Source organism: Streptomyces sp. 7N604 (assembly GCF_052245475.1).
In the GTDB taxonomy this organism is placed as follows: domain Bacteria; phylum Actinomycetota; class Actinomycetes; order Streptomycetales; family Streptomycetaceae; genus Streptomyces.
On sequence record NZ_JBQQBX010000011.1, the window covers coordinates 80,986 to 102,098 of the forward strand.

The window sequence follows — 21,113 nt, forward strand, 5'->3', positions numbered from 1 at the left end:
GGGGAGCAGGACGACGGAGTCGACTCCCCGGAAGCTGGAGACGGTCATGCATCGCTTGCTGCGCCTGCTGCGCCACCCTGTGGTCATCGGTGTGCTGGTCATCGGCCTGATCGGCGCCGGGTTCGGGCTGTACTGGTTCCAGCCGTGGAAGCTGTGGATGGACGAGACGGTGCAGGAGGATCTGCCGTCGGCCGTCGCGACGCCGGAGGCGCAGGACGCATCGCCCCGGCCGGCAGGCCCCAGGACGCTGGCCACCGGCGAGCTGATCAGCCATGAGCACTCCACCAGCGGCACGGTGCGGATTCTCGAGGGAGCCGACGGGTCCCGGGTGCTGCGACTGGAGGACCTGGACACCAGCAACGGTCCCGACCTCCACGTCTGGCTCACCGATGCCCCGGTGAAGCCCGGCGAGGACGGCTGGCACGTCTTCGACGACGGCGCCTACGAGGACCTGGGTGAGCTCAAGGGCAACAAGGGCGACCAGAACTACCGGCTGCCGGACGACGCCGACCTGAACCGGTTCACGAGCGTGACCATCTGGTGCGACCGTTTCGACGTCTCCTTCGGAGCGGCCGAGCTCGCCCGTACGTGATCCCTGCCTGATCCGTACGTGATCCCGGTCCGTCCTGCCGCAGGCCGCGGCTTCTGGTGCACGATGGTGCGCCGGAGCAGGCGGAACAGGCGGGGCAGGCGGCGAGGGAGGACCGTATGGCCGGGAACGACGGCGGCCAGGGGCGCGTCCTGGTGGTCGACGACGATGCGGCGATCCGCAGGTCGCTCGAGCGGGGCTTGAGGCTGCGCGGCTTCTCCGTGGCGCTGGCCGACGGTGGTCACCCGGCGCTGAGCAGCGTACGGACCCTGCCGCCCGATGTGATCGTGCTCGACATCTCGATGCCCGACCTGAGCGGGATCGAGGTGTGCCGCAGGCTCCGCGAGGACGGGAACGACGTACCCGTACTGATGCTGTCCGCCCTGGACGAGACCGGCGACCGGATCGCGGGGCTGCAGGCGGGTGGTGACGACTACCTCGTCAAGCCGTTCGCGCTGCAGGAGCTGGTGCTGCGCCTGCAGGCTCTGCTGCGCCGCCGTCCGGCCAGGGCCGGCGACGAGGCCGTACGGGTCGGCGGCCTGCTCATGGACCCGGCGGCGCGCGCGGCTCGGCTGGACGGCGCGCCGCTCGCACTCACCCGGCGCGAGTTCGAGCTCCTCGAAGTGCTCGCCCGCAACGCCGGCATCGTGCTCACCCGCGACCAGCTCCTGGACCGGGTCTGGGGCTACGACTTCGAGGTGCGCACCGACGCCGTCGACACGTTCGTCAGCTATCTGCGGCGCAAGCTCGAATCCGGCGGACGGCCCCGGATCATCCATACGGTGCGGGGTGTCGGCTTCGTCCTGCGCGACGACGCCCGCGGGGAGGGCCGGTGAAGCTCTCCACGCGGATCGCGCTCGCCGTCGGAGCCGTCGTACCCCTGCTCGTACTGGCCGCGGGCTGGCTGCTGCTGCGGCTGGTCGCGGCCGACCTGCACGCCCAGCAGGACGCCCACCTCCGCGCTCGCGCGGCCGCCGTCACCAAGGACGCCCGCCGCCTGCTGCGCGCCGCCGCCCTCGACCGCCCGCCGGCCGTGGAGCAGACCCGCGAGCGGCGCCTGTACGCCTCCGCGCTCGACGTCGGCATCCGGCTCATCGGCCCCGAGGGCACCGCGTCCGGCGGACCGCAGCCCGACCCGTCCGTGGCGCTCCCTGCCAGCGCCCCCGCGCCCGTCACGCTGCGCGCCGGGGGCGAGAGCTGGCGGGCCCTCTCGGTTCAGGTGACCGGGGCGCGGAAGGGTGTCGCGGGCACCCTGTGGCTGTTCTCCCCGGACACGGCGGGCGAGGCCCAACTCGGCCTCGTACGCAGGCGGGTGGTCACCGTCGCGCTGCTCGCCGCGCCGCTGTCCGGGCTGCTGGCCTGGGCCGTCGCCTCCCGCGCCGCCCGCCCGCTGCGCCTGCTGCAGCAGCGCACCAGCGGCCTCGACCCCAGATCCACGACGACCCGGCCGGTGCACGCCCCGACGGGGGTCGGCGAGGTCGACGACCTGGCCCGTACGCTGCGGACGGTGCTCGCCCGGTACGACGAGCAGGCGGCCCGTACGGCGGAGGCGCTGGCCACCGCGCGGTCCTTCTCGGCGGCGGCGTCGCACGAGCTGCGGACCCCGCTGATGAGCATGCAGACCAACCTGGAGATCCTGGACGACCACCCCGGTCTTGCGGCGGCCGAGCGGGACGAGGTGCTCGCGGACCTCCGGCGGGAACACGCGCGGCTGCTCGGCCTGCTCGTCATGCTGCGCGAACTCGGCAGAGGCGACCTGGTGGAGGCGGAGGCATTCGGTCCTGTGGACCTGGCGGAGGTCCTCGACGCATCGGCCGGGGACCTGCGGCGCAGGCACCCCGAGGCGCGGATCGAGGTGGACGGCGTGCCGGGGCTGTGGGTCTACGGCTGGGAGCCGGGGCTGCGCACCGTCGTCGACAACCTTCTGACCAACGCGCTGGTGCACGGGCGGAAGGGCGACCGGGCGGCGGAGGTGGCGGCCGTGCTGTGGGCGGAGGCGGAGGCGGGCGTGCCGGTTGCGGTCCTGACGGTGGACGACCGGGGGCCCGGCATACCGCCGCAGTCGCGGGGCGCGGTCTTCGAGCGGTTCCAGCGGCGCCCGGACAGCCCCGGCTCGGGCCTCGGACTCACGCTCGTCGCCCAGCAGATCGCGCTGCACCGGGGGCGGATACGGGTCCTCGACCGGCCGGCGGGCCCAGGAACCCGTATCGAGGTCCGCATTCCCCTCCAGGACGGGCCGCCGGACACCGAAGCGACGCTGCCGCTGCGGCGCGACTGGATGATCGGAACGGCGGCGACCGCGGCGACCGCGGCGAGCGCCGCGACTGCGGAGTCTGCGACCGCGGAGTCTGCGACCGCCGCGCGGCCGCAGGCTGCGGGCGGGAGACCGACTGCGGGCGGGCCACAGAGTTTCCACAAAGACGGTTCCTAGCGTTCCGGGTTGCGGGCAGCCGCCCGCCTCGGACATGGAGGGACAGTCATGCCAAGGAAGCCCAGGACCAGGTCAGTTGCCGTCGCTCTCGCCGCCCTCACCACCACCGGCGTCCTGCTGGGCGTGGCGGGGACCGCCGTGGCGGGCGGCGGGGACGGCGGTACGCCGTCGGCGAGCGCGGCGCGGACCGCGGACGGCGAGGGGGCCGGGGACGGCGCCCGGGCGCTGTGCAAGCACGCACCCAAGATCGACAAGCGCATCGAGCGCGCACTGCACCGGCTGAGCGCGGGCGCGGCGAAGCGCGGCTCGATCGCCCGGCTCGAAAAGCGGGTGGCGAACGCCAAGGCGGCGGGCCACGACGAGATCGAGACCTACCTGAACCACAAACTCACGTTCCGCCGCTCCCTCGTCCCCACGCTCGAGCAGCGCCAGAAGGACCTGACCGAAGTCAGGAAGTGGTGCCGCGAGAATCGCCGCGAGAGTCGATGACGCGCCGGATCTTGCCCACCGAGCGTTCCAGGGTCTCCGGGTCGACCACGCAGACCTCGACGCTCACCCCGATCCCGTCCTTGACGCCCTGCACGATCGCGGCGGCGGCGGCGTCGCGCTGATCGCGGGTGGCGCCGGGGCGGGCCTCGGCCCGTACGGTCATGTGGTCCATCCGCCCCTGGCGGGTGAGGTGCAGCTGGAAGTGCGGGGCGACACCCGGCGTACGGAGGATGATCTCCTCGATCTGGCTGGGGAACAGGTTCACCCCACGCAGAATGATCATGTCGTCGCAGCGTCCGGTGATCTTCTCGATCCGGCGGAAGGCGGGTCGTGCGGTGCCGGGCAGCAGGCGCGTGAGGTCCCGCGTGCGGTAGCGGACGACCGGCATCGCCTCCTTGGTGAGCGAGGTGAAGACCAGCTCGCCCTCCGCCCCCTCGGTCATCACCTCGTCGGTGACCGGGTCGACGACCTCCGGGTAGAAGTGGTCCTCCCACACGTGCAGCCCGTCCTTGGTCTCCACGCACTCCTGCGCGACACCTGGGCCGATGACCTCGGACAGGCCGTATATGTCCACGGCGTGCAGGTCGAGGCGCTCCTCGATCTCGCGGCGCATCTCCTCGGTCCACGGTTCGGCGCCGAAGATGCCGACCTTGAGGGAGGTGGAGCGTGGGTCGATGCCCTGGCGCTCGAACTCGTCGAGGATCGTCAGCATGTAGGAGGGCGTGACCATGATGATCTCGGGCCGGAAGTCCTGGATGATCTGCACCTGGCGGGCGGTCACGCCGCCGGAGGCGGGGACGACGGTGCAGCCGAGCCGCTCGGCTCCGTAGTGCGCGCCGAGGCCGCCGGTGAACAGGCCGTAGCCGTACGAGATGTGCACTTTGTCGCCCGCCCTGCCGCCTGCGGCGCGGATGGAACGGGCGACCACATCGGCCCACATGGACAGGTCGTTCTCGGTGTAGCCGACCACGGTCGGGCGGCCGGTGGTGCCGCTGGAGGCGTGGATGCGCCGGATCTCGCTGTCGGGCACGGCGAACATGCCGAAGGGGTAGGTGTCCCGCAGATCGGCCTTGGTGGTGAAGGGGAAGCGGGCGAGGTCGGCGAGCGTACGGCAGTCCTCGGGCCGGACGCCTGCCGCGTCGAACTTCCGCCGGTACAGCTCGACGTGGGCGTACGCGTGCTTCAAGGTCGCCTGCAGTCGGGCGAGCTGGTGGGCCCTCAGCTCGTCCGGGCTCATCCGCTCGGCGGCGTCCAGCTCGCCGCCATCCGGCGCGGCACCGAGTCGCCCCGCCCGGCCCTGGCCTGTCCGGCCCGCCCGGTGCGTTCGGTCCGTTCGGTCCGTTCGGTCCGACGTGATTCTCATGCGGCTCCACCACCTCGTATCCCGACCGACCGTTCGGTGTGGCTCGGCCCAGTAATCCAGCCCCGCGCCCACCTGTCAAGGCCGACCGCGCGCCACTTCGAGCAGGCCGAAGCACACGCCCATCGAAGCCTGGCCCTGCTCCGCCCGCACATGCATCGCACCCGAGCCATTACCACCGCCCGGCTCGCCCACGCCCAACTCGGACAAGGCGACATCGAACCCGCCATCGCCACCGCGATGTCCATTCCCGCCGATGTCTTCACCCGCCACCCACGCGTCACCAGAATGCTCGGCAACTTCGGCATCAAGCTCCACGCCGCTGCACCGTCCAGCTCGCCACCCGCACCTGGGACCAGTACGCCCACGACTCCCGGAGGAACAAGGCGTGACCATCAACGGCATCGATCTGCGCCACGCCCTCGACGTGGAACCCGTATGGCACGAGCTCATTGAGGTGTATGCCGAAGTGCGTGCCGATCAGCTTCACCAACCGCACTACTCAGTGGAGCGGTACGGCGAGCGGCTGGCCCGGCACGCCTCGGAGCCCGGCTGGGAGGCCGTTATCGCCTACGACGGCGAAGAGCCGGTGGGATACGCATACGTCAACACCCTTCAACCGGACGACCGTTGGTGGAGGCGTATGACCACCCCCTGCCCGACGGATGCACCGACATCTCCACCGTGGCATTGAAGGAGATCATGCTCCGAGCGCCCTGCCGCGGCACCGGCATCGCCCTGCGAATTCATGACGAGCTCCTCGCGCATCGGCCGGAGGAGCAGGTATCCCTTCTGGTGAACCCGCAGGCGGGGCACGGGAAGGTGAAGGCGCTGTACGAGTCGTGGGGCTACGAGACGATCAGCGAGCAGCAGCCTTCCGCCGACGGACCGGTTCTCACCGCCAAGCTGCGCGCCATCCGTGCTGCCGCACCGGCTCCCGGCGGCACACCCGCCGAGTAGCTGCAAGTCGCAGGGCTGAGGCCGGGCCACATACACCCCGGACCCGACCTCGGTCTCCTCTTCCGCGGGGCGGGAAACCTGGCGCCCGGTTCCCGGCGGCGCCTCGCGCTGTCAGTCCTGGCGCAGGCGCCAGAGCGGGGGCGCGTACTGCTCGGGGCGGGTGCGGATCAGGAGGTCGCGCAGGGGCAGCCGCTGGGAGCCGGGGATGCCGAGGACCTCGGTGATGCGGCGGAAGGAGGTGTGTGTGGCGCCACGCGCGCGTGCCTCGCTCTCGAACGCGTCGAGCCGCTCCAGAACCGCGTCGCGATCGAGCTCCGCGGGCGGCTCCTGCGTGAGCCGCACCGCTGCCGCCGACCGTTCGCGCTCGTAGTCGATCTCCGAGTAGCCGCAGATCTCCCGGCTGTGCCGCTCGGCCTCGTCGAGGCTGGTCGACGCGAGGACGGCGCGGGCGAGCCGGTTCCTGCGCAGTGCCCCGCCGAGGTTGGCCTCGTGGACCGCCGGGCTCTCGTCGGTGAGCGGCACCAGCAGCCCGGCGCCCCGGACTTCGCAGAGGCCGCGCTCCCCGCGTGCCGTGGCCGAGAGCATGGCGGCGGCCTCGGACGGGTGCCACTCCAGCACCCGGCCCGCGGCCTCGACCTGCCGCGGGCCGAGTGTGAGCAGCCGCCTGCCGAGCCGCTCGCGGAGTACGTCCACCGGGATCTCGCCGTCCAGACCCGGACCCGCGACGAGGAGCCGGACGGGCGCGTCGAGCCGGGAGCAGGCCGCGAGGGACAGGGCATCGGCCAGCGGGCTCTGGAGCGTGGGCTCGTCACCGCGGGCGAGGATGTCGCCGCCGACGTCGAACAGGTCGACCGAGCCGGGCGTCAGGTGCGCGATGAGCTCCTCGAGCCCGCGCGTCATGCCCTCGACCCCTTGGAAGGGGTCGATGAGCGCGAAGGTGTGCGGCAGTTCGGCGGCCAGGCGGGGGAGGGTGGAGCCCGCGGGCGGTACGGGTGCGGCGTCGGCGGGCACGGCCCGGACGCCGGGCGCGAGCGGGCGCAGCCCGGTGAAGTCGGCAGGCCCGCGCGGGCCGGGGACCGGGTCGACCAGGAGGCGGTCCCAGGCGTACGTGAGGATCACCGCCGGGCGGTCGTCGTCCCCGTACAGCGCGGCGTGCAGCATCGCGGCGGCGACAGCATCACCACCGCCTCCCGCCGCCACGATCAAACGCGTCACGCGGCCAGCGTACGGGGGCGGCGGGCACCGCACCCGTACGTCGGCGGCGGCGGTGACGCCGGCTCCGGTCGTAGCCACAGCGTGTGCAACCGCCACGTCACTCGCGCCGGCTTCCCCCGGATGGCTCCCTGGCGGAATCCCGTTGACGAATGTCAGTCCAGCCACTGCTGCGGGTGGAAGGCCGCCTATGAGTGTCTTCGGGGCAATCCACCTCGCCCCAGGGCCAGATGGCTTCCCAGAGAAGGGCAGATCCCGACATGGCCGTCATCGGCGGCCGGGCGGGCAAGGCCAGGCGGGTAAGACCGGGCCAGCGTGCCTGAGCACGCCTTTGGGCAGCGCTTCAGGTGCTACGAGGGGGCGCGTACTGCTGGTGCGCTGCTGCGAGTCGTCTCGTGCGCCTGTGTGGGCGGTGGTCACTGTGTGAATGCATCTGACTGCAAAGGGTGATCGGCTCTGGAGTGGGCGGCCGGCGTCAGGGCACTTCTCAAGGCTGTGTGGATCACCCGTGGATCGCCCGGAAACGCGAGGTGCGACGATGTCGTTGCTGTCCCGGATGCCCGCCTCGGCGGTGATCGACCCCGTCGGCGGGTACGAGCTGCCCGCCGCTGAATACGCCGATCCGCGGGTGCGCCGGGCCGTCACGGTGGCCGGAACCGCAAGCACGCTCGTGAACGACCTGTACTCGCTGACCAAGGAACACCAGGCCTCCGGGCTGGACTTCAACCTGCCCACGGTCATCGCCGCCGAGGAGAAGTGCTCGCTGCGGGAGGCGGTCGAGCGGAGCGTCCGGATCCACGACGAGCTGGTGCGCGCCTTCGATGCGGAGGCGGCGGCCATCGCCTTCACCGGTTCCCCGGCCCTGCGCCGCTTCCTGTCGGGGGTGTGGGCCTGGCTCGGCGGCAACCGCGAGTGGCACGCGGGCAGTGCCCGTTACGGCGGTGAAGCGAGCCGCACATGAGCGGCGCGCTCCGAGGCCTAGCCGCCGACCCGGCCCCGGCCCCGGACTTAGCCCCGGACCTGGCCCCGGCCCCCGACTTAGCCTCAGCCCCGGCCTCCGACCCGGCCTCAGCCCCGGCCTCCGACCCGGCCTCAGCCCCGGCCTCCGACCCGGCCTCAGCCCCGGCCTCCGACCCGGCCTCCGACCCGGCCTCCGCCCCGGCCTCCGACCCGGCCTCCGCCCCGGCCTCAGGCCTGGCGCCCGGCCCGGCCTCAGGCCCGGCCTTGGACCTGATCTCCGACCCGACCTCCGACCTGGCACAGGACCTGGCCCTGGCTCTGGCCCTGGACCTGGCCCTCGATCTGATCCGAGGCTGCCCTCGGCCGGAGGACCGCAGCCCGACGAACGAAGGAGTCACCCCCATGGCCGCGACCACTCCCTCCACCACCGGCGCGACCCATGCCTCCGCCACCTCCGCCGCTCCCGCCGCCACCCCCTCCGCCGCAGGGGTCCTGCGCACCGCGTACCAGAAGGCCGTAGCGGCGTACTGGGACAACAAGCAGCAGGATCCGGTCAACCTCCGGCTCGGCGGCATCGACGGCCTCTACCACCACCACTACGGCATCGGCGACTACGACCCCTCCGTGCTGGAGGGCCCGGAGGACACCTGGGACGACCGCATCATCGAGGAGATGCACCGGCTGGAAACGGCACAGGCGGACGTTCTTCTCGACCACCTGGGGGCCATCTCACCCAGCGACCGGCTGCTCGACGCAGGCTCCGGCCGGGGCGGCACCAGCTTCATGGCCCATCAGCGCTACGGCTGCCAGGTGGACGGTGTGTCGATCTCCGAGTACCAGGTCGGCTTCGCCAACGACCAGGCGGCGGAGCGCGGCGTGGACGACCGGGTGCGGTTCCACGTCCGCAACATGCTGGACACCGGCTTCGAGGCCGGCTCCCGCCGGGCCGTCTGGACCAACGAAACCACCATGTACGTGGACCTGTTCGAGCTCTTCGACGAGTTCGCCCGCGTGCTGGAGTACGGCGGCCGCTACGTCTGCATCACCGGCTGCTACAACGACGTGACCGGCGGCCGCTCCAAGGCCGTGAGCCGCATCGACGAGCACTACACGTGCAACATCCACCCCAGGAGCGAGTACTTCAGGGCGCTTGCGGCCAACGGCTTCGTCCCGATCAACGTGATCGACCTGACGGCCCAGACGATCCCTTACTGGGAGCTGCGCGCGGAGTCCTCGGTGGCGACGGGCATCGAGGACCCTTTCCTCACCGCGTACCGGGAGGGCAGCTTCCACTACCTGCTCATCGCCGCCGACCGTATCTGAGCCCGACGACGTGGCCGCTGCGTCGTTCAGTCGTACGTACTCCCGAAGCGCGGTGACCAGTTGCCGCCTTTCCCCATGTCTCGTCGTCGAAGTACATCCACACCGGCTCGTTCAGCGTGCTCGGACGCGCGGCTGAACGGTTGAGGGGACCGAACACCGCGTACTGCTCGCGCGGAGAGCGCCCCGCGGGTGGCTGCGAGCGGGGGGCGCACGCGTGGGGTGGTCCCTTCGGTCCCCCACGTGACCTGGCGGATGCGGCATCACCTCCCCGGGGGGCGTGCGAAGTGCCGTGGTGCCCGCAACGCCGGCCGGAAGCCGCCCGGAGCGGCGAGTCACCGGGCTCCATGAGTAATAATCAACGTGTGGTGAATTCCTTGGACCCGCTCGACGTCCTGGTCGTCGGCGGCGGCCCGACGGGCCTCGCGCTGGCCGCGCAGCTGGAGCGCTACGGGGTCCGGTTCCGGGTGGTGGACCGACAGCCGGACCGGGTGCACGAATCGCGTGCGCTCGCCGTGCAGCCCCGCACTCTGGAGGTGCTCGCCGGGGTCGGCGGAGTCGCCGAGGAGATGGTGGAACGCGGCAACCGGGCCGTACGGCTCCAGATGCACGTCGGTGAACGGGCGGTTCCGGTGCGGCTGTTCGACATCGGCGTCGAGGACACCGCGTACCCGTACCTCCTCTTCCTCTCCCAGGCCGAGACCGAGCGCATCCTCGGCGACCACCTCGGCGGGCGGGGAGTGCGCGTGGAGCGCGGCACGGAGCTCCTCGATTTCGACGCCGACCTCGACGCCGCCCGCGACTCCGGCCTCGCGCCCGACGCGCCAGGCGACGCGGTCATCTGCACGCTGCGGCACGGCGACGGGAGCGAGGAAACCGTTGCGGCCCGGTACGTGGTCGGCTGCGACGGTGCCCACAGCAGGGTGCGGCAGGCGGCCGGTATCCCCTTCGAGGGCCGCGCCTACCCGCAGACGTTCGTGCTGGCCGACCTGGAGGCCGACGGCATCGAGCCCGGCTGGGCGCACGCCTTCCTGTCCCCCCGTGGCCTGCTGCTCTTCTTCCCGCTGGAAGCTCCGGCGACCTGGCGCCTGCTGGCCATGCGACCCGCCTGCGACACCACGCCCGTGGAGCGGCCTGTGGAGCTGGCGGAGGTGCAGCGGCTCGCGGACGCCTACACGGGGGCGAGTGTCCGGCTGCGCGATCCGGTGTGGATGACCAACTTCCGGCTCCACAACCGCGGGGCCCGCGACTACCGGGCGGGCCGGGTGTTCCTGGCGGGCGACGCCGCCCACATCCACAGCCCGGCCGGTGCGCAGGGCATGAACACCGGTATCCAGGACGCCGTGAACCTCGGCTGGAAGCTCGGACTGGTCTCGGCGGGCCGGGCGAGGCCCGAGTTGCTCGACACCTACGAACCGGAGCGGGCGCCGGTCGGCCGGAACGTCCTGCGCTTCACCGACCGGGCGTTCACCATCGGCACGTCCACCCATCCCCTCGTACGGTTCGCCCGCACGCAGGTCGCGCCCCGTCTGATGCCGTTGGCCCTGCGGATCAGGGCCGGGCGGGCGTACGGGCTGCGCACCGTCACACAGCTGCGTATCCACTACCGGTCGAGCCCTGTGTCGCAGGACGGGCCCGGGGCGCCGCGCCGAGGGCCCCGGGCGGGCGACCGGCTGCCGGACGCACCCGTCTCCGCGGACGGCAGGCCGACCACGCTCCACCGCGAACTCGCCGCTCCCGGCCATCACTTGTTGCTGTGCGGCCGCGCCCGTGCCTTCGCCCACGACCATGCCGATGCAGATGCCCTTGCCGATGTCTGGCCTGCCGGGCACGGTCCCAGCGCGCTCACTGGGCACCTGCTCAGCCCCGACCCCACGCCTGGCGGCCTCCATGATCTCGACGGCCTCGCGCTGCGCCGCCTCGGGCTGTCCGCCGACCGGACGGGTCACTACCTGATCCGCCCGGACGGCCACATCGGCTACCGCGCGGGCGGAACGGACCTCTCCGGTCTGCGCGACTACCTGAGCGCGTGGCGGCTGACCTAGCCGAACGTGGGGTCCGGATCCAGGTCCGGGCCGGATCCGGGCCGGGTCCGGGGCCGGGGCCGGGCTCCGCGCCCGTACGTGCAGGCGGCTCAGCAGACGACTGAGCGAGCCGCCCCACACAGGCGGGAGGCCGCGATGGCCGACTGCGCCAGTCCGCGGTGACCGGGTGACCTGGGCACCCCGGCACCGAGATGCCTGCCGGGCCGGGCTGTGGAAACGTGGAAGTGCATACCGCCGATCGGGCGAAGCCCGGCCGACGGGCAGGAAATGCTGGCAAAGGAGCCACCCATGACCAGTCATGTAGGTGGGGCTCGAGCAGGCGGCGCTGCCCGAAGTTCCGTCACCAGTGGACCCGTGAGCGGATGGATCGTCTTCGCCGGAGTCATGATGATCTTCGGTGGGCTCATGGCCCTCTTCGCGGGGATCGCCGCCATAGCCGAGGACGACGTCTTCGTCGCCACACGCAACTACGCATTCGAATACGACCTCACCGGCTGGGGTTTCATCCACCTGATCCTGGGCGCCGTGATCGTCGTCGCGGGCTTCGCGCTCTTCACCGGAGCGCTGTGGGCGCGGGCCGTAGGTGTCGTCCTCGCGGGGCTCGGCGCGCTGTCGAACTTCCTGTGGATCCCCTACGCGCCGTTCTGGGCCCTGACGCTCCTCGCCATCGACATCTTCGTCATCTGCGCTCTGTGCGCGGCACCACGGCGTTCCGTGACCGGGGCCGAACCCGGGGCCGGGGCCCGGCCCGGGACCGCGGCCTGACCGTCTGTGCCGCGATCATGGCTTCCGACCTGGCCGCCACCCGCGCTCGGCCCTCACCGCCCACCTCTGCGGGGACGCGCACCTGCTGAACTTCTGGGAGTGGGACGTCAAACGGCTGGCGGCCAGCCTGGTGATCGCGGCGCGGGAGAGCGGCTTCACGGACTCGGAACGCGCCGCGATCGTCCGCGCCATGGTCCGGTCCCACCGCGAGTGGATGCAGGAACTGGCCGCCCTGGGCCATCTCGCGGTCTGGTGCGCCCATGTGGATGCGGACGATATCCAGGCCGTCGCATCCGAGCAGCTCGACAAGAGGACCAGCTGCTGCCGCAGGCCAAGGCGGCCGACCAGTCGGTGCTCCCGCGGTACGTCGACCAGGGCGCGTACGCGACGCAGGGGACCCGCACGACGTACGGGACGGATGCGCCACCGGCGACGGCGCACGCGGCGCACGTGACGTACGCGAACCAGGGAGAGCGGGTTGTCGAAGGTCAGCGGCTGATGGAGGCCGCCTCCGACTGGCGTCCCCGGTTCCGCCAGGCCGGGCGTTGACATGCAGCCATCCGGCTGCCTATGGTTTAGGCAGCCGGATGGCTGCATGTTCGGAGGATGGCGATAGATGGACGAGGTGTTCAAGGCGCTGGCCGATGCCAGCCGACGGCGGCTGCTCGACAGCTTGAACGCCCGCAACGGGCAGAGTCTGCGGGAGCTGTGCGCCGGTCTCGACATGGCCCGGCAGTCGGTCAGCAAGCATCTGGCGGTGCTGGAGGCGGCCGACCTGGTGACCACGGTGTGGCGTGGCCGGGAGAAGCTGCACTACCTCAACGCCGCGCCGATCAATGCCATCGCCGAGCGCTGGATCGACCAGTACGACCGCGAGCGGGTGCGCGCACTCGCCGACTTGAAGACAGCATTGGAGCTGGCACCCATGGCTGGCAACGCGTTCGCGTACACGACCTACATCAACACCACGCCGGAACGGCTCTGGCAGGCGCTGACCGACCCGGCTTTCACCCGTCGCTACTGGGGGGTGGCCTTCGAGACGGACTGGAAGGCCGGATCGCCGATGATCTGGGACGAGCGGGGGGCGAAGACCGCCGATCCTGCTCAGGTCGTCCTCGAGTCCGAGCCCTGCCGCCGGCTGTCCTACACCTGGCACACCTTCACGCCGGAGTGGGCCGAGGCCGCCGGCGTGAGCGACGAGGTACTGACCAAGGTGGTCGAGGAGCGCCGGTCGAAGGTGACCTTCGAGATCGAACCACTCGGGCAGATGGTCAAGCTGACCGTCGTACACGACGGCTTCGAGCCGGGCAGCACCGTGCTGGAGATGGTCGGCGAAGGCTGGCCGCAGCTCCTGTGCGACCTCAAGACCCTGCTCGAAACCGGCGAACCCCTGCCGACGCCCGACCGCGTCGGCCAGGGCGCGTGATCGGGCCACGACGTGGTCAGTCCTGGGGGCGGAGCAGGGCCCAGCGGGGCGGGACGGCTGGTGAGCTCTGATCGAGGCGCCCTGCCACAGGCTTTGACCGGCCTTCCCGGCGGGACGTTCCTGGCGCCCTGGCTGCTGATCACCGCGGCGCCGTTCGCGGCCTCAGCCGTCTGGCTGGTGGTCAGCGCAAGGTGTCGAGGGCCGCGAGGATGTCGGCCGGTTCGGCGCGGGCGGTGTAGTCGGAGTTCACGAAGGCCCAGCGGATCTCGTCCTCGCGGTCGATGACGTACGTGGCGGGGATGGGCAGGGTGCGGGCGTGTCCGCCGTTGACTCGCTGGAGGTCGAAGCCCAGGGAGTCGTAGGCGGCAGCCAGGTCCTCGGGAAGGTCGAAGGCGAGCCCGTACTGCTTGGCGAGGTCGGATCCCACGTCGCTGAGGACGTCGAAGGCCAGCTGGTGCTTCTCGCTCAGGGACAGCGACTCGTCCGGGATCTGCGGGGAGACGGCGACCAACTGTGCGCCGCGGGCGGTCAGTTCGTGATGGTGCTGCTGCAGGGCCCTCAGCTCCAGGTTGCAGAACGGGCACCAGGCGCCGCGGTAGAAGCTGAGCACGACGTGCCCCTGCGCGAGGAGATCGTCCAGGTTCACGGTCTGCCCGGTTGCCGAGGGCAGGCTGAAGCGGGGGGCCTGTACGCCCACGCCGAGCGCTCGCTCGGCCTGCCCGGACTCCGCGAGGTCGCGGGCGGCCCGGTTCATGACCTCCCGTATGGCGGGCGGGATGTGGTCCGGGGCGGACTCGCGGCAGGCACGCAGTTCCTCATTGAGGCTCATCGGGTGTGTTCCTCCTGGTCAGGGCTGATGAGGGGGTGTGGTGCGCAGTGGGTCGAGGACCGCGGCGACGGTGGCGCCGAGGGCTTCGGGGTCGGCGCCCGCGCGGGAGCGCAGGTTGATCCCGTAGGTGACGACGGCGAGGACCGCGGCCGTGGAGTCGAGGTCGAGGGTGCGGGGGACTTGGCCGCGTGCGGCGGCCGTGCCCAGAACGGAACGCATGGCCTTCTCGAGCTGCTGGTGATGGCGGTCGAGCACGCGGCGGACTTCGGGGTCGTGGCATTCCGGTCCTGAGTGGGCGTTGGTGACCATGCACCCCCACCCGGCGTAGTGGCCCGAGCAGCGCATCTGAATGAGGTCGGCGAAGAAGTCCTCGATCGCCGGCAGGCCCGAGGGATTCGAGGCCAGCCACGCGAAGGCCGGGGTGGAGTTGCGCTCGATGTAGCGCCGCAGTGCGGCGACGTACAGGCCGTCCTTGTTTCCGAAGGTCGCGTAGAGGCTGGAGCGGCTCACTCCTGTCGCCGCCACCAGGTTCTGGATTCCGGTCGAGGACATCCCCTGCCGCCAGAACAGCCGCACGACGGCGTCGAGCAGGGCGTCGACGTCGAAATGTCTCACGTCCGGCATGCGCACCTCCATCCTGGAACGACCGTTCCAAGTTATGCCCAAGTGGCATGCGGAGCAAGGGCGTTGACGGCGCCTGTTCCCGCGCATGGGCTTCTCTTCTCATATCTGAGATACATTCTCGGTTGTGAGAATCATGAGACCTGTGGAGGAAGGGCCCCCGCAGAGCCCTGGTCCCGAGCCCGTGGAAGCCCGCCTGGCGGGGCGGCTCGCCCAGCTGCGGGTTGAGCACGGCTGGTCGCTGGATGAGCTGGCGCGGCGCACGGGCGCGAGCCGTTCCACGCTGTCACGGCTGGAGCGGGCGGAGATCAGCCCGACGGCCGCGTTGCTGGGCAAGTTGTGCGCGGCGTACGCGCGCACGATGTCGCAGTTGCTGGCCGAGGTGGAGTCGGATCCGCCCCAACTGGCGAGGTTCGGCCAGCAGTTGGTCTGGCGGGACGAGGCATCGGGCTTCACCCGCCGGTCGGTGTCCCCGCCCCATCCCGGGCTGCGTGGCGAGATCGTCGAGGGCGTCTTGCGGCCGGGCGCGGACATTTCGTACGACGCACCGCCCGTGCCGGGTCTCGAGCAGCACATCTGGGTGCTGGAGGGCGTGCTGGAGGTCACCGCGGGCGGTGGCGTGTACGAGGTTCGGGCGGGGGACTGCCTGCGTTTCCGGTTGTGGGATCGGTCGCGGTTCCGCTGCCCGGGGCCCGACCCGGTCCGTTACGCCGTGATGATCGTCCTGCCGTGAGCGCAGGGAGGGAGCCCGCGATGCACACCATCACGCGCCTGTCCGCGGATGAGTTCCGCACCAGCGTGAAGAGCCTGGCCGACCTCCTCGTCGACGTCGTCACGGGAGGATCCTCCCTCGGTTTCCTCGCCCCCTTCGGCCAGGAATCGGCGGCAGACTGGTGGCACGCCCAGCAACCCGCCGTAGCCGACGGCAGCCTCACCGTCTGGGTCGCCCGCGGACCCGACGGCATCACCGGAACCGTCGGCCTCGCCCGGAACCCCAAGCCCAACGGCCGGCACCGCGCCGAGATCGTCAAGCTCATGGTCCACCGCGACGCCCGCGGCCGGGGAGTGGCCCGGGCACTCCTCGCCACGGCCGAACAGGCCGCCGCTCGGGCCGGGGCGAGCCTCCTGATCCTCGACACCGAGACCGGCAGCGCCGCGGAGCACCTGTACCGCTCCGCCGGCTGGACCCGCTACGGCATGGTCCCCGATTACGCGGCCGACCCGGACGGCTCCCTCCAGGACTGCAGCTTCTACTTCAAGCGGCTCTCCTGAGGTCCTGGACGACTCCACCGGCGCGACTCTGCCGCATCGCATAAAGGGTAGAATTCCCCCAACAGCGTCCCGCTACGGGGGAACCGGACGACCGGGGCCGGTTTGAGGGGTCAGGCGGTGGCGCGAACCACCATCGTCCCGATCTTGCGGCGGCCGGACGGCGCGGGCAGCACCTGCGCGGTCGCTCCGGGAGGTCAGGGGAGAAGCCCGCCGCAGGCGCCGTGATCCGCCGAACACGCCTTAGGCAAGGGACGGCAGTGACGCGGCGAAGTCCCTGATCTTGGCGTTCTCGTTGACGGTGCGCCAGCTGACCACGGCGCGGGCCGGCGGCAGTCCGGTCATCGGCAGGAACACCACGTCGGGGTGGCGGTAGTACTGCGTCAGCGCGGTGGAGGTCGCACAGACCTCGCTGCTCGACGCGACCCGGCTGAGCATCTCGTGCTGCGTCTTGACCAGGCGTCCCCTGCGGATGGGCCGCCCGCCGGGCGTACTCTGCGGCAGAAACCCGTCGCGGATCTCCTTCGGGGCGGTCCGCGGCATTTCGACCATCGTCTGCTCGGCCAGTTCCTCCGCGTCGACCGACGACCTGGTCGCGAGCGGATGGTCGGCTGCGACGGCGAGCACGCGCGGATACTCGGCGATCACCGGGCCGCTCGTCAGATCGGGCTCCTGAACCGGCCAGATGGTGACCTGCATGTCGACCTCGGCCCGCCGCAGCGGCCCGAAGTAGTCGCCCCAGCCGGTCTCGGTCATGCTGATCGACCACTCCGGGTGGGTACGGCGGAAGTTGGCCACCGAGGCGTCCACGGCGCCGGCGAACGGGCCGAGAAATCCGATGCGCAGCTCACGGGCGAAGGCCCGGGTCTCCTCGATGGAGCGCTGCAGCCCCTCGAAGCTCGGCTTCACCCGTTCCAGCAGGAAGTGGCCGGTCGGTGTGAGGGCCACCCGGCGGCTCGTACGGTCGAAGAGCAGGCCTCCGATGCGCCGCTCGAGCGACTGGATGAGTTGGCTCACCCGCGGCCGGGACAGCCCGAGCCGGTCCGCCGCCCTGGCGAAGTGCAGTTCCTCGGCGAGGGCCAGGAACGCCTCGATCTCCCCGAGTTCGGTAAACGCCACTTACCGATCGTACAGAAGATAGGTCTTGATGAGGGCAGGGGCCTTGGAAACGATGGGGGGCACTCCGATGTGGGCCTTCCCTACGGGGGAGGGAGGGCCCGCCGACGGGTGGGACCGGCTGGGCCGTACGGCGATGGCCTCGACTTCGCGGCTCCGGTACACCGCGGCCCGCTCTCCCGCGGGCCCGCAGCGTCTGCGACGGCCGCGCGTCATACGGAGGACGGCTCGCGCTGGTCGGGGGTGGCGTCCCCGTGGTGCGGCGCGAGCGTTATCGAATCCACTCGATAACGCTCGCGCCGCCTACGGATCCGCAGGCACGGGGGGGACCTTCGGATCCGCATGCGCCGATGACCGGTCGGCGTACCTCCTTCTGCGCCAGTGACCGATCGCGTGTCACACCTCGCATGAACTCGGCCTCTGGATGGACTTGGCCTCTGGATGGCGTTGGCCTCGAATCCCGGCCGGTAAAGATCCGGCGAACATCAGCGGCTGCCGCCCCTCTCCGCCCACACGGACACGATCGAGGGGCGAGGGATGGTGCCGGGGCCGTCCGGCCAGGCAGAGGCCGGCTTCTCGGCGCTGGCGCCGTCGAGCTCACCCGGGTGCTGGGCGGCGATGAGGATGCGTTCGCCGGTGATGATCGGGCCGCAGGTCTCCGCGCCGCGCGGGACGGTCAGGAACTGCCTGACGTGGCCGCGGTGTTCGCCGGTGACGGGGACGGAGAACAGCCCGTCGGCCGAGCCCAGCGCGTTGCCGTCGGTCGCGATCCAGAGGTTGCCGCCCTCGTCGAAGGCGATGTTGTCCGGACAGGAGACCGGGCTGACCTGCTCCTTGTCGAAGCCCGCGAAGTACGTGGACGGGTCGTCCGGGTTGCCGCAGACGAGCATCAGCCGCCACCGGAACGAGCGCGATGCCGCGTCCGAGTTCCGCTCGTCCAGCTCCAGAACGTGGCCGTGCTTGTTGTCGTTGCGCGGGTTCGCCTCGTCCGCCCCGGCCTTGCCCGCCGCGCCGCGGTCCTTGTTGTTCGTCAGCGCCACATAGACGCGGCCCGTACGCGGGTGCGGCTCGACGTCCTCGGGCCGGTCCATCTTCGTCGCCCCGGCCTTGTCCGCGGCGAGCCTGGTGAAGACGCAGACCTCGTCAGCCGTCATCCCCGGTACGTGTGAAGTGCTGCCGGTGGCCAGTGGGATCCACTCGCCGCTGCCGTCGAAGGCCCCGTCGTCCGGGAGGGCGCCCGATCCGTCGATCTCTCCGCCCGGGCTGTCGCCGGTGAAGCGGGCGACGTAGAGGGTGCCCTCGTCGAGCAGCCGCAGGTTGTGCTCGCGAGCGGCGTGGCCGGTGCCCTTCTTGTACGCGTGGGTGGAGACGTACTTGTAGAGGTAGTCGAAGCGTTCGTCGTCGCCCATGTACAGGGCCACGCGGCCGTCGCGGGTCAGCCGGGGCTCGGCGGCCTCGTGTTTGAAGCGGCCGAGCGCGGTGCGCTTGCGCGGGGTCGACTCCGGGTCGTACGGGTCGATCTCCACGATCCAGCCGAAGCGGTTGGGCTCGTTGGGCTCCTTGGAGATGTCGAAGCGGTCGTCGAATCGCTCCCACTTCCGCTCGCTGGCACCGGTGGGCAGGCCGTAGCGGGCCAGGCGCCTGGCGCTGAGCGGATCGGTGACGGCACCGGCGTTGGCGAAGTACTGGTTGACGTTCTCCTCACCGGACAGGACCGTGCCCCAAGGAGTCACGCCGCCGCCGCAGTTGTTGAGCGTGCCCAGCACCGTACGGCCCGTGGGGTCGGCGCTGGTCTTCAGCAGGGGGCTGCCCGCTGCCGGGCCGGTGAACTCGATCGGGGTGGTGGCGGTGATCCGGCGGTTGAGCACGTCGCCGCGAAGGGGGTGGATCCGTCCGGAACCGCGCTCGGCGCGGACTGCCACCACGCTCATGCCGTGGGCGGCCCAGGCCACCTCGACCTGCTCGCGGGTCGGGTTGGCCGGGTCGTAGCCGTAGAACATGATCTGTTCGCTGGTGTACTCGTGGTTGGCCACGAGCACCAGCTGCTGGTACCGGCCGGGGGATTCCAGCAACGCCAAGTATTCGACGTTGTAGCCGAACTGGCCTGCCTGCGCCTCGGCGGTCTGCCGGCGGGCGTCGAAGCGCGGTGCTCCGGCCAGGAGGGGGTCGCCCCAGCGCAGCACGATCTGCTGTTCGTACCCGGGCGGGAGGGTCACGGCGTCCGTCGTGTTCGGCGGAACGGGTTCGAAGCGCAGGCCCGGCGGAAGGAGCGGCCCCATCGGGGGCAGAGAGGACGGGTTCGCCGCGGCCACCGTGGCTGCCGCGGCGGTCGTGGCCCCGATGGCCAGAACGGCTCCGCCCTTGAGCATCCCCCGGCGGGACAGCGACTGCTGCACCACGTCGCCGAAGTACGGGTTGAGCGAGCGGTTGGGTGCTTCGTGGGAGCAGGCGTCACCGCACCGGTAGCGGCATGTCAGTGCCGACCGCGCCGTGTTGTGGTTCGTGACCAGGGGGAGTTCGACGGGCTCTCTGTTGTGGTCGTCCGACTGGTCGGGCACGCGTCCTCCACGCAGGTTCGTATACGAGACGACGGACCATACGGAGGTGGTCGTCGATGCGGGAACCCATGGGTCCCGACTTCGTCACGACGCGCGCCGGTACATGAACACCGGCTCAACAGCTGCCGTCGAGGCGGCCGGTGGCCGAGCGGTCCCTGACCGGGCGGGCCGACCGTGTGACACGTGTGACCGTGTCACGGCCCGCGCCGCATGGAGCGCGGCCGTAAACCGCGCCGGGCCGGAGCCGATGACGATCACTTGCGGACGTCGGACTGTTCAGCGGTCACTTGGCATTCGTCGGAGCGATCTCGGCGATCAGGCCCTCGATACGGGTCCTGATCTCATCGCGGATGGGCCGTACGGACTCCACGCCCTTGCCGGCCGGGTCCTCCAGCTGCCAGTCCAGGTACTTCTTGCCCGGGAAGACGGGGCAGGTGTCGCCGCAGCCCATCGTGATGACCACGTCCGAGGCCTGGACGGCCTCGACGGTCAGGACCTTGGGTGTCTCGGTGGCGATGTCGATGCCGACCTCCTTCATGGCTTCCACGGCGGACGGATTGACCTGGTCGGCCGGGGCGGAGCCCGCGGAGCGGACCTCGACGCGGTCGCCCGCCAGGTGGGTCAGCCAGGCGGCGGCCATCTGGGAGCGCCCGGCGTTGTGGACGCACACGAACAGGACGGAGGGCTTCTCGGACATCAGGTCTCTCTCTTCATACGAGGGCCGAGGCGGTGGCATCAGCACCGACTGATGTGAGAGTATCAGCCCATGATGACGTCAGTCGACGCTGAACTGATCCGGGTCCTCGCCGACCCGCTCAGGCTGCGGATCGTGACCCTGCTCGCGCACGAGACGCTGTGCACCACGCACCTGGTGGAGGAGACGGGCGCCCGGCAGACGAACCTCTCCAACCACCTGAGAGTGCTGCGTGAGGCCGGGATCGTGGAGACCGAGCCGTGCGGCCGCTTCACGTACTACAAGCTGCGGCCGGATGTCATCGCTTCGCTGGCGGGCCAGTTCGCCGACCTGGCGGAGACCGCTCGGGCCACGGCCGAGAGCGATCTACGGCGTTCCTGCCCCTGATCGTGCGCGCTGCCGCACCGTATTGCGCCCCTTGGCGCCCTGTTTTGTCGCACCTGTCGCACCTGTCACACCAGCACCTGCT

At 71.1% G+C, this 21,113-nt stretch carries 23 protein-coding genes and 1 pseudogene; 16 read left to right on the plus strand and 8 right to left on the minus strand.

Annotation, left to right across the window (positions count from 1 at the left end):
• Window positions 1-46 precede the first annotated feature (46 nt).
• The 4 genes from ACTWP8_RS13945 to ACTWP8_RS13960 all read left to right on the plus strand — a co-directional run bounded on the left by ACTWP8_RS13945 (window position 47) and on the right by ACTWP8_RS13960 (window position 3,509).
• The gene (locus ACTWP8_RS13945; protein ID WP_443322456.1) at window positions 47-592 is read left to right on the plus strand and encodes a DM13 domain-containing protein; all 546 of its coding nucleotides are present in this window, start codon (window positions 47-49) and stop codon (window positions 590-592) included.
• Between the two features lie 116 nt (window positions 593-708).
• Window positions 709-1,425, plus strand: a complete 717-nt coding sequence (locus ACTWP8_RS13950) for a response regulator transcription factor (protein WP_443322457.1) — start codon at window positions 709-711, stop codon at window positions 1,423-1,425.
• Complete coding sequence (locus ACTWP8_RS13955) at window positions 1,422-3,020, plus strand: sensor histidine kinase (RefSeq protein ID WP_443322458.1); 1,599 nt, start codon at window positions 1,422-1,424, stop codon at window positions 3,018-3,020. The genes ACTWP8_RS13950 and ACTWP8_RS13955 overlap by 4 nt, the downstream gene beginning before the upstream one ends.
• 48 nt (window positions 3,021-3,068) lie before the next feature.
• Window positions 3,069-3,509: a hypothetical protein gene (locus ACTWP8_RS13960; protein WP_443322459.1), complete on the plus strand. Its 441-nt coding sequence runs from the start codon at window positions 3,069-3,071 to the stop codon at window positions 3,507-3,509.
• On the opposite strand, the gene paaK is transcribed toward ACTWP8_RS13960, so the two are convergent.
• Together paaK and ACTWP8_RS13970 are read right to left on the minus strand one after the other, a co-directional pair.
• A complete protein-coding gene (paaK, locus tag ACTWP8_RS13965) occupies window positions 3,469-4,746 on the minus strand; it encodes a phenylacetate--CoA ligase PaaK (protein WP_443322579.1) in 1,278 nt (425 codons plus the stop codon). The genes ACTWP8_RS13960 and paaK overlap by 41 nt on opposite strands.
• A gap of 201 nt (window positions 4,747-4,947) precedes the next feature.
• Window positions 4,948-5,187: a hypothetical protein gene (locus ACTWP8_RS13970; RefSeq protein WP_443322460.1), complete on the minus strand. Its 240-nt coding sequence runs from the start codon at window positions 5,185-5,187 to the stop codon at window positions 4,948-4,950.
• A gap of 70 nt (window positions 5,188-5,257) precedes the next feature.
• On the opposite strand from ACTWP8_RS13970, the gene ACTWP8_RS13975 reads away from it, so the two are divergent.
• A complete protein-coding gene (locus ACTWP8_RS13975; RefSeq protein WP_443322461.1) occupies window positions 5,258-5,563 on the plus strand; it encodes a hypothetical protein in 306 nt (101 codons plus the stop codon).
• 8 nt (window positions 5,564-5,571) lie between these two features.
• On the plus strand, window positions 5,572-5,829 hold the full coding sequence (locus ACTWP8_RS13980) for a hypothetical protein (RefSeq protein ID WP_443322462.1): 258 nt from the start codon (window positions 5,572-5,574) through the stop codon (window positions 5,827-5,829).
• Window positions 5,830-5,940: 111 nt separating this feature from the next.
• Here ACTWP8_RS13980 and ACTWP8_RS13985 read toward each other — a convergent pair whose 3' ends face one another.
• Window positions 5,941-7,044: a DUF1152 domain-containing protein gene (locus tag ACTWP8_RS13985; protein WP_443322463.1), complete on the minus strand. Its 1,104-nt coding sequence runs from the start codon at window positions 7,042-7,044 to the stop codon at window positions 5,941-5,943.
• Window positions 7,045-7,579: 535 nt separating this feature from the next.
• Between ACTWP8_RS13985 and ACTWP8_RS13990 the strand changes: the two genes are divergently transcribed.
• The 7 genes and pseudogenes from ACTWP8_RS13990 to ACTWP8_RS14020 all read left to right on the plus strand — a co-directional run bounded on the left by ACTWP8_RS13990 (window position 7,580) and on the right by ACTWP8_RS14020 (window position 13,557).
• A complete protein-coding gene (locus ACTWP8_RS13990; protein ID WP_443322464.1) occupies window positions 7,580-8,002 on the plus strand; it encodes a terpene synthase family protein in 423 nt (140 codons plus the stop codon).
• 401 nt (window positions 8,003-8,403) lie between these two features.
• Window positions 8,404-9,324, plus strand: a complete 921-nt coding sequence (locus ACTWP8_RS13995) for a geranyl diphosphate 2-C-methyltransferase (RefSeq protein ID WP_443322580.1) — start codon at window positions 8,404-8,406, stop codon at window positions 9,322-9,324.
• Window positions 9,325-9,686: 362 nt separating this feature from the next.
• Window positions 9,687-11,366, plus strand: a complete 1,680-nt coding sequence (locus ACTWP8_RS14000) for an FAD-dependent monooxygenase (RefSeq protein WP_443322465.1) — start codon at window positions 9,687-9,689, stop codon at window positions 11,364-11,366.
• A 288-nt stretch (window positions 11,367-11,654) separates the two neighbouring features.
• A complete protein-coding gene (locus ACTWP8_RS14005) occupies window positions 11,655-12,131 on the plus strand; it encodes a DUF7144 family membrane protein (RefSeq protein ID WP_443322466.1) in 477 nt (158 codons plus the stop codon).
• 8 nt (window positions 12,132-12,139) lie between these two features.
• Window positions 12,140-12,465: pseudogene (locus tag ACTWP8_RS14010) on the plus strand (DUF2252 family protein); the annotation flags it as partial.
• A gap of 17 nt (window positions 12,466-12,482) precedes the next feature.
• Window positions 12,483-12,680, plus strand: coding sequence for a DUF2252 family protein (locus ACTWP8_RS14015; protein ID WP_443322587.1), 198 nt, complete (start codon window positions 12,483-12,485; stop codon window positions 12,678-12,680).
• Between the two features lie 67 nt (window positions 12,681-12,747).
• The gene (locus ACTWP8_RS14020) at window positions 12,748-13,557 is read left to right on the plus strand and encodes an ArsR/SmtB family transcription factor (protein ID WP_443322467.1); all 810 of its coding nucleotides are present in this window, start codon (window positions 12,748-12,750) and stop codon (window positions 13,555-13,557) included.
• A gap of 181 nt (window positions 13,558-13,738) precedes the next feature.
• Here the strand turns inward: ACTWP8_RS14020 and ACTWP8_RS14025 are convergent, their stop codons facing one another.
• Together ACTWP8_RS14025 and ACTWP8_RS14030 are read right to left on the minus strand one after the other, a co-directional pair.
• Complete coding sequence (locus ACTWP8_RS14025; protein WP_443322468.1) at window positions 13,739-14,386, minus strand: peroxiredoxin-like family protein; 648 nt, start codon at window positions 14,384-14,386, stop codon at window positions 13,739-13,741.
• A gap of 18 nt (window positions 14,387-14,404) precedes the next feature.
• Window positions 14,405-15,010, minus strand: a complete 606-nt coding sequence (locus tag ACTWP8_RS14030) for a TetR/AcrR family transcriptional regulator (protein ID WP_443322469.1) — start codon at window positions 15,008-15,010, stop codon at window positions 14,405-14,407.
• A 133-nt stretch (window positions 15,011-15,143) separates the two neighbouring features.
• Here ACTWP8_RS14030 and ACTWP8_RS14035 point away from each other — a divergent pair, with 133 nt between their 5' ends.
• Window positions 15,144-15,740, plus strand: a complete 597-nt coding sequence (locus ACTWP8_RS14035; RefSeq protein WP_443322470.1) for a helix-turn-helix domain-containing protein — start codon at window positions 15,144-15,146, stop codon at window positions 15,738-15,740.
• A gap of 20 nt (window positions 15,741-15,760) precedes the next feature.
• Entirely contained in the window at window positions 15,761-16,279 is a 519-nt protein-coding gene (locus ACTWP8_RS14040; protein WP_443322471.1) for a GNAT family N-acetyltransferase, read from the plus strand.
• Window positions 16,280-16,519: 240 nt separating this feature from the next.
• Here ACTWP8_RS14040 and ACTWP8_RS14045 read toward each other — a convergent pair whose 3' ends face one another.
• The 3 genes from ACTWP8_RS14045 to ACTWP8_RS14055 all read right to left on the minus strand — a co-directional run bounded on the left by ACTWP8_RS14045 (window position 16,520) and on the right by ACTWP8_RS14055 (window position 20,647).
• Entirely contained in the window at window positions 16,520-17,395 is an 876-nt protein-coding gene (locus ACTWP8_RS14045) for a LysR family transcriptional regulator (protein WP_443322472.1), read from the minus strand.
• A 482-nt stretch (window positions 17,396-17,877) separates the two neighbouring features.
• Window positions 17,878-19,950, minus strand: a complete 2,073-nt coding sequence (locus ACTWP8_RS14050; protein ID WP_443322473.1) for a PhoX family protein — start codon at window positions 19,948-19,950, stop codon at window positions 17,878-17,880.
• A 283-nt stretch (window positions 19,951-20,233) separates the two neighbouring features.
• Window positions 20,234-20,647 carry an arsenate reductase ArsC gene (locus ACTWP8_RS14055; protein ID WP_443322474.1) on the minus strand — a complete coding sequence of 138 codons (414 nt, stop codon included), beginning with the start codon at window positions 20,645-20,647 and terminating at the stop codon, window positions 20,234-20,236.
• Between the two features lie 69 nt (window positions 20,648-20,716).
• Here ACTWP8_RS14055 and ACTWP8_RS14060 point away from each other — a divergent pair, with 69 nt between their 5' ends.
• Window positions 20,717-21,031, plus strand: coding sequence for an ArsR/SmtB family transcription factor (locus ACTWP8_RS14060; RefSeq protein ID WP_443322475.1), 315 nt, complete (start codon window positions 20,717-20,719; stop codon window positions 21,029-21,031).
• Window positions 21,032-21,113 lie beyond the last annotated feature (82 nt).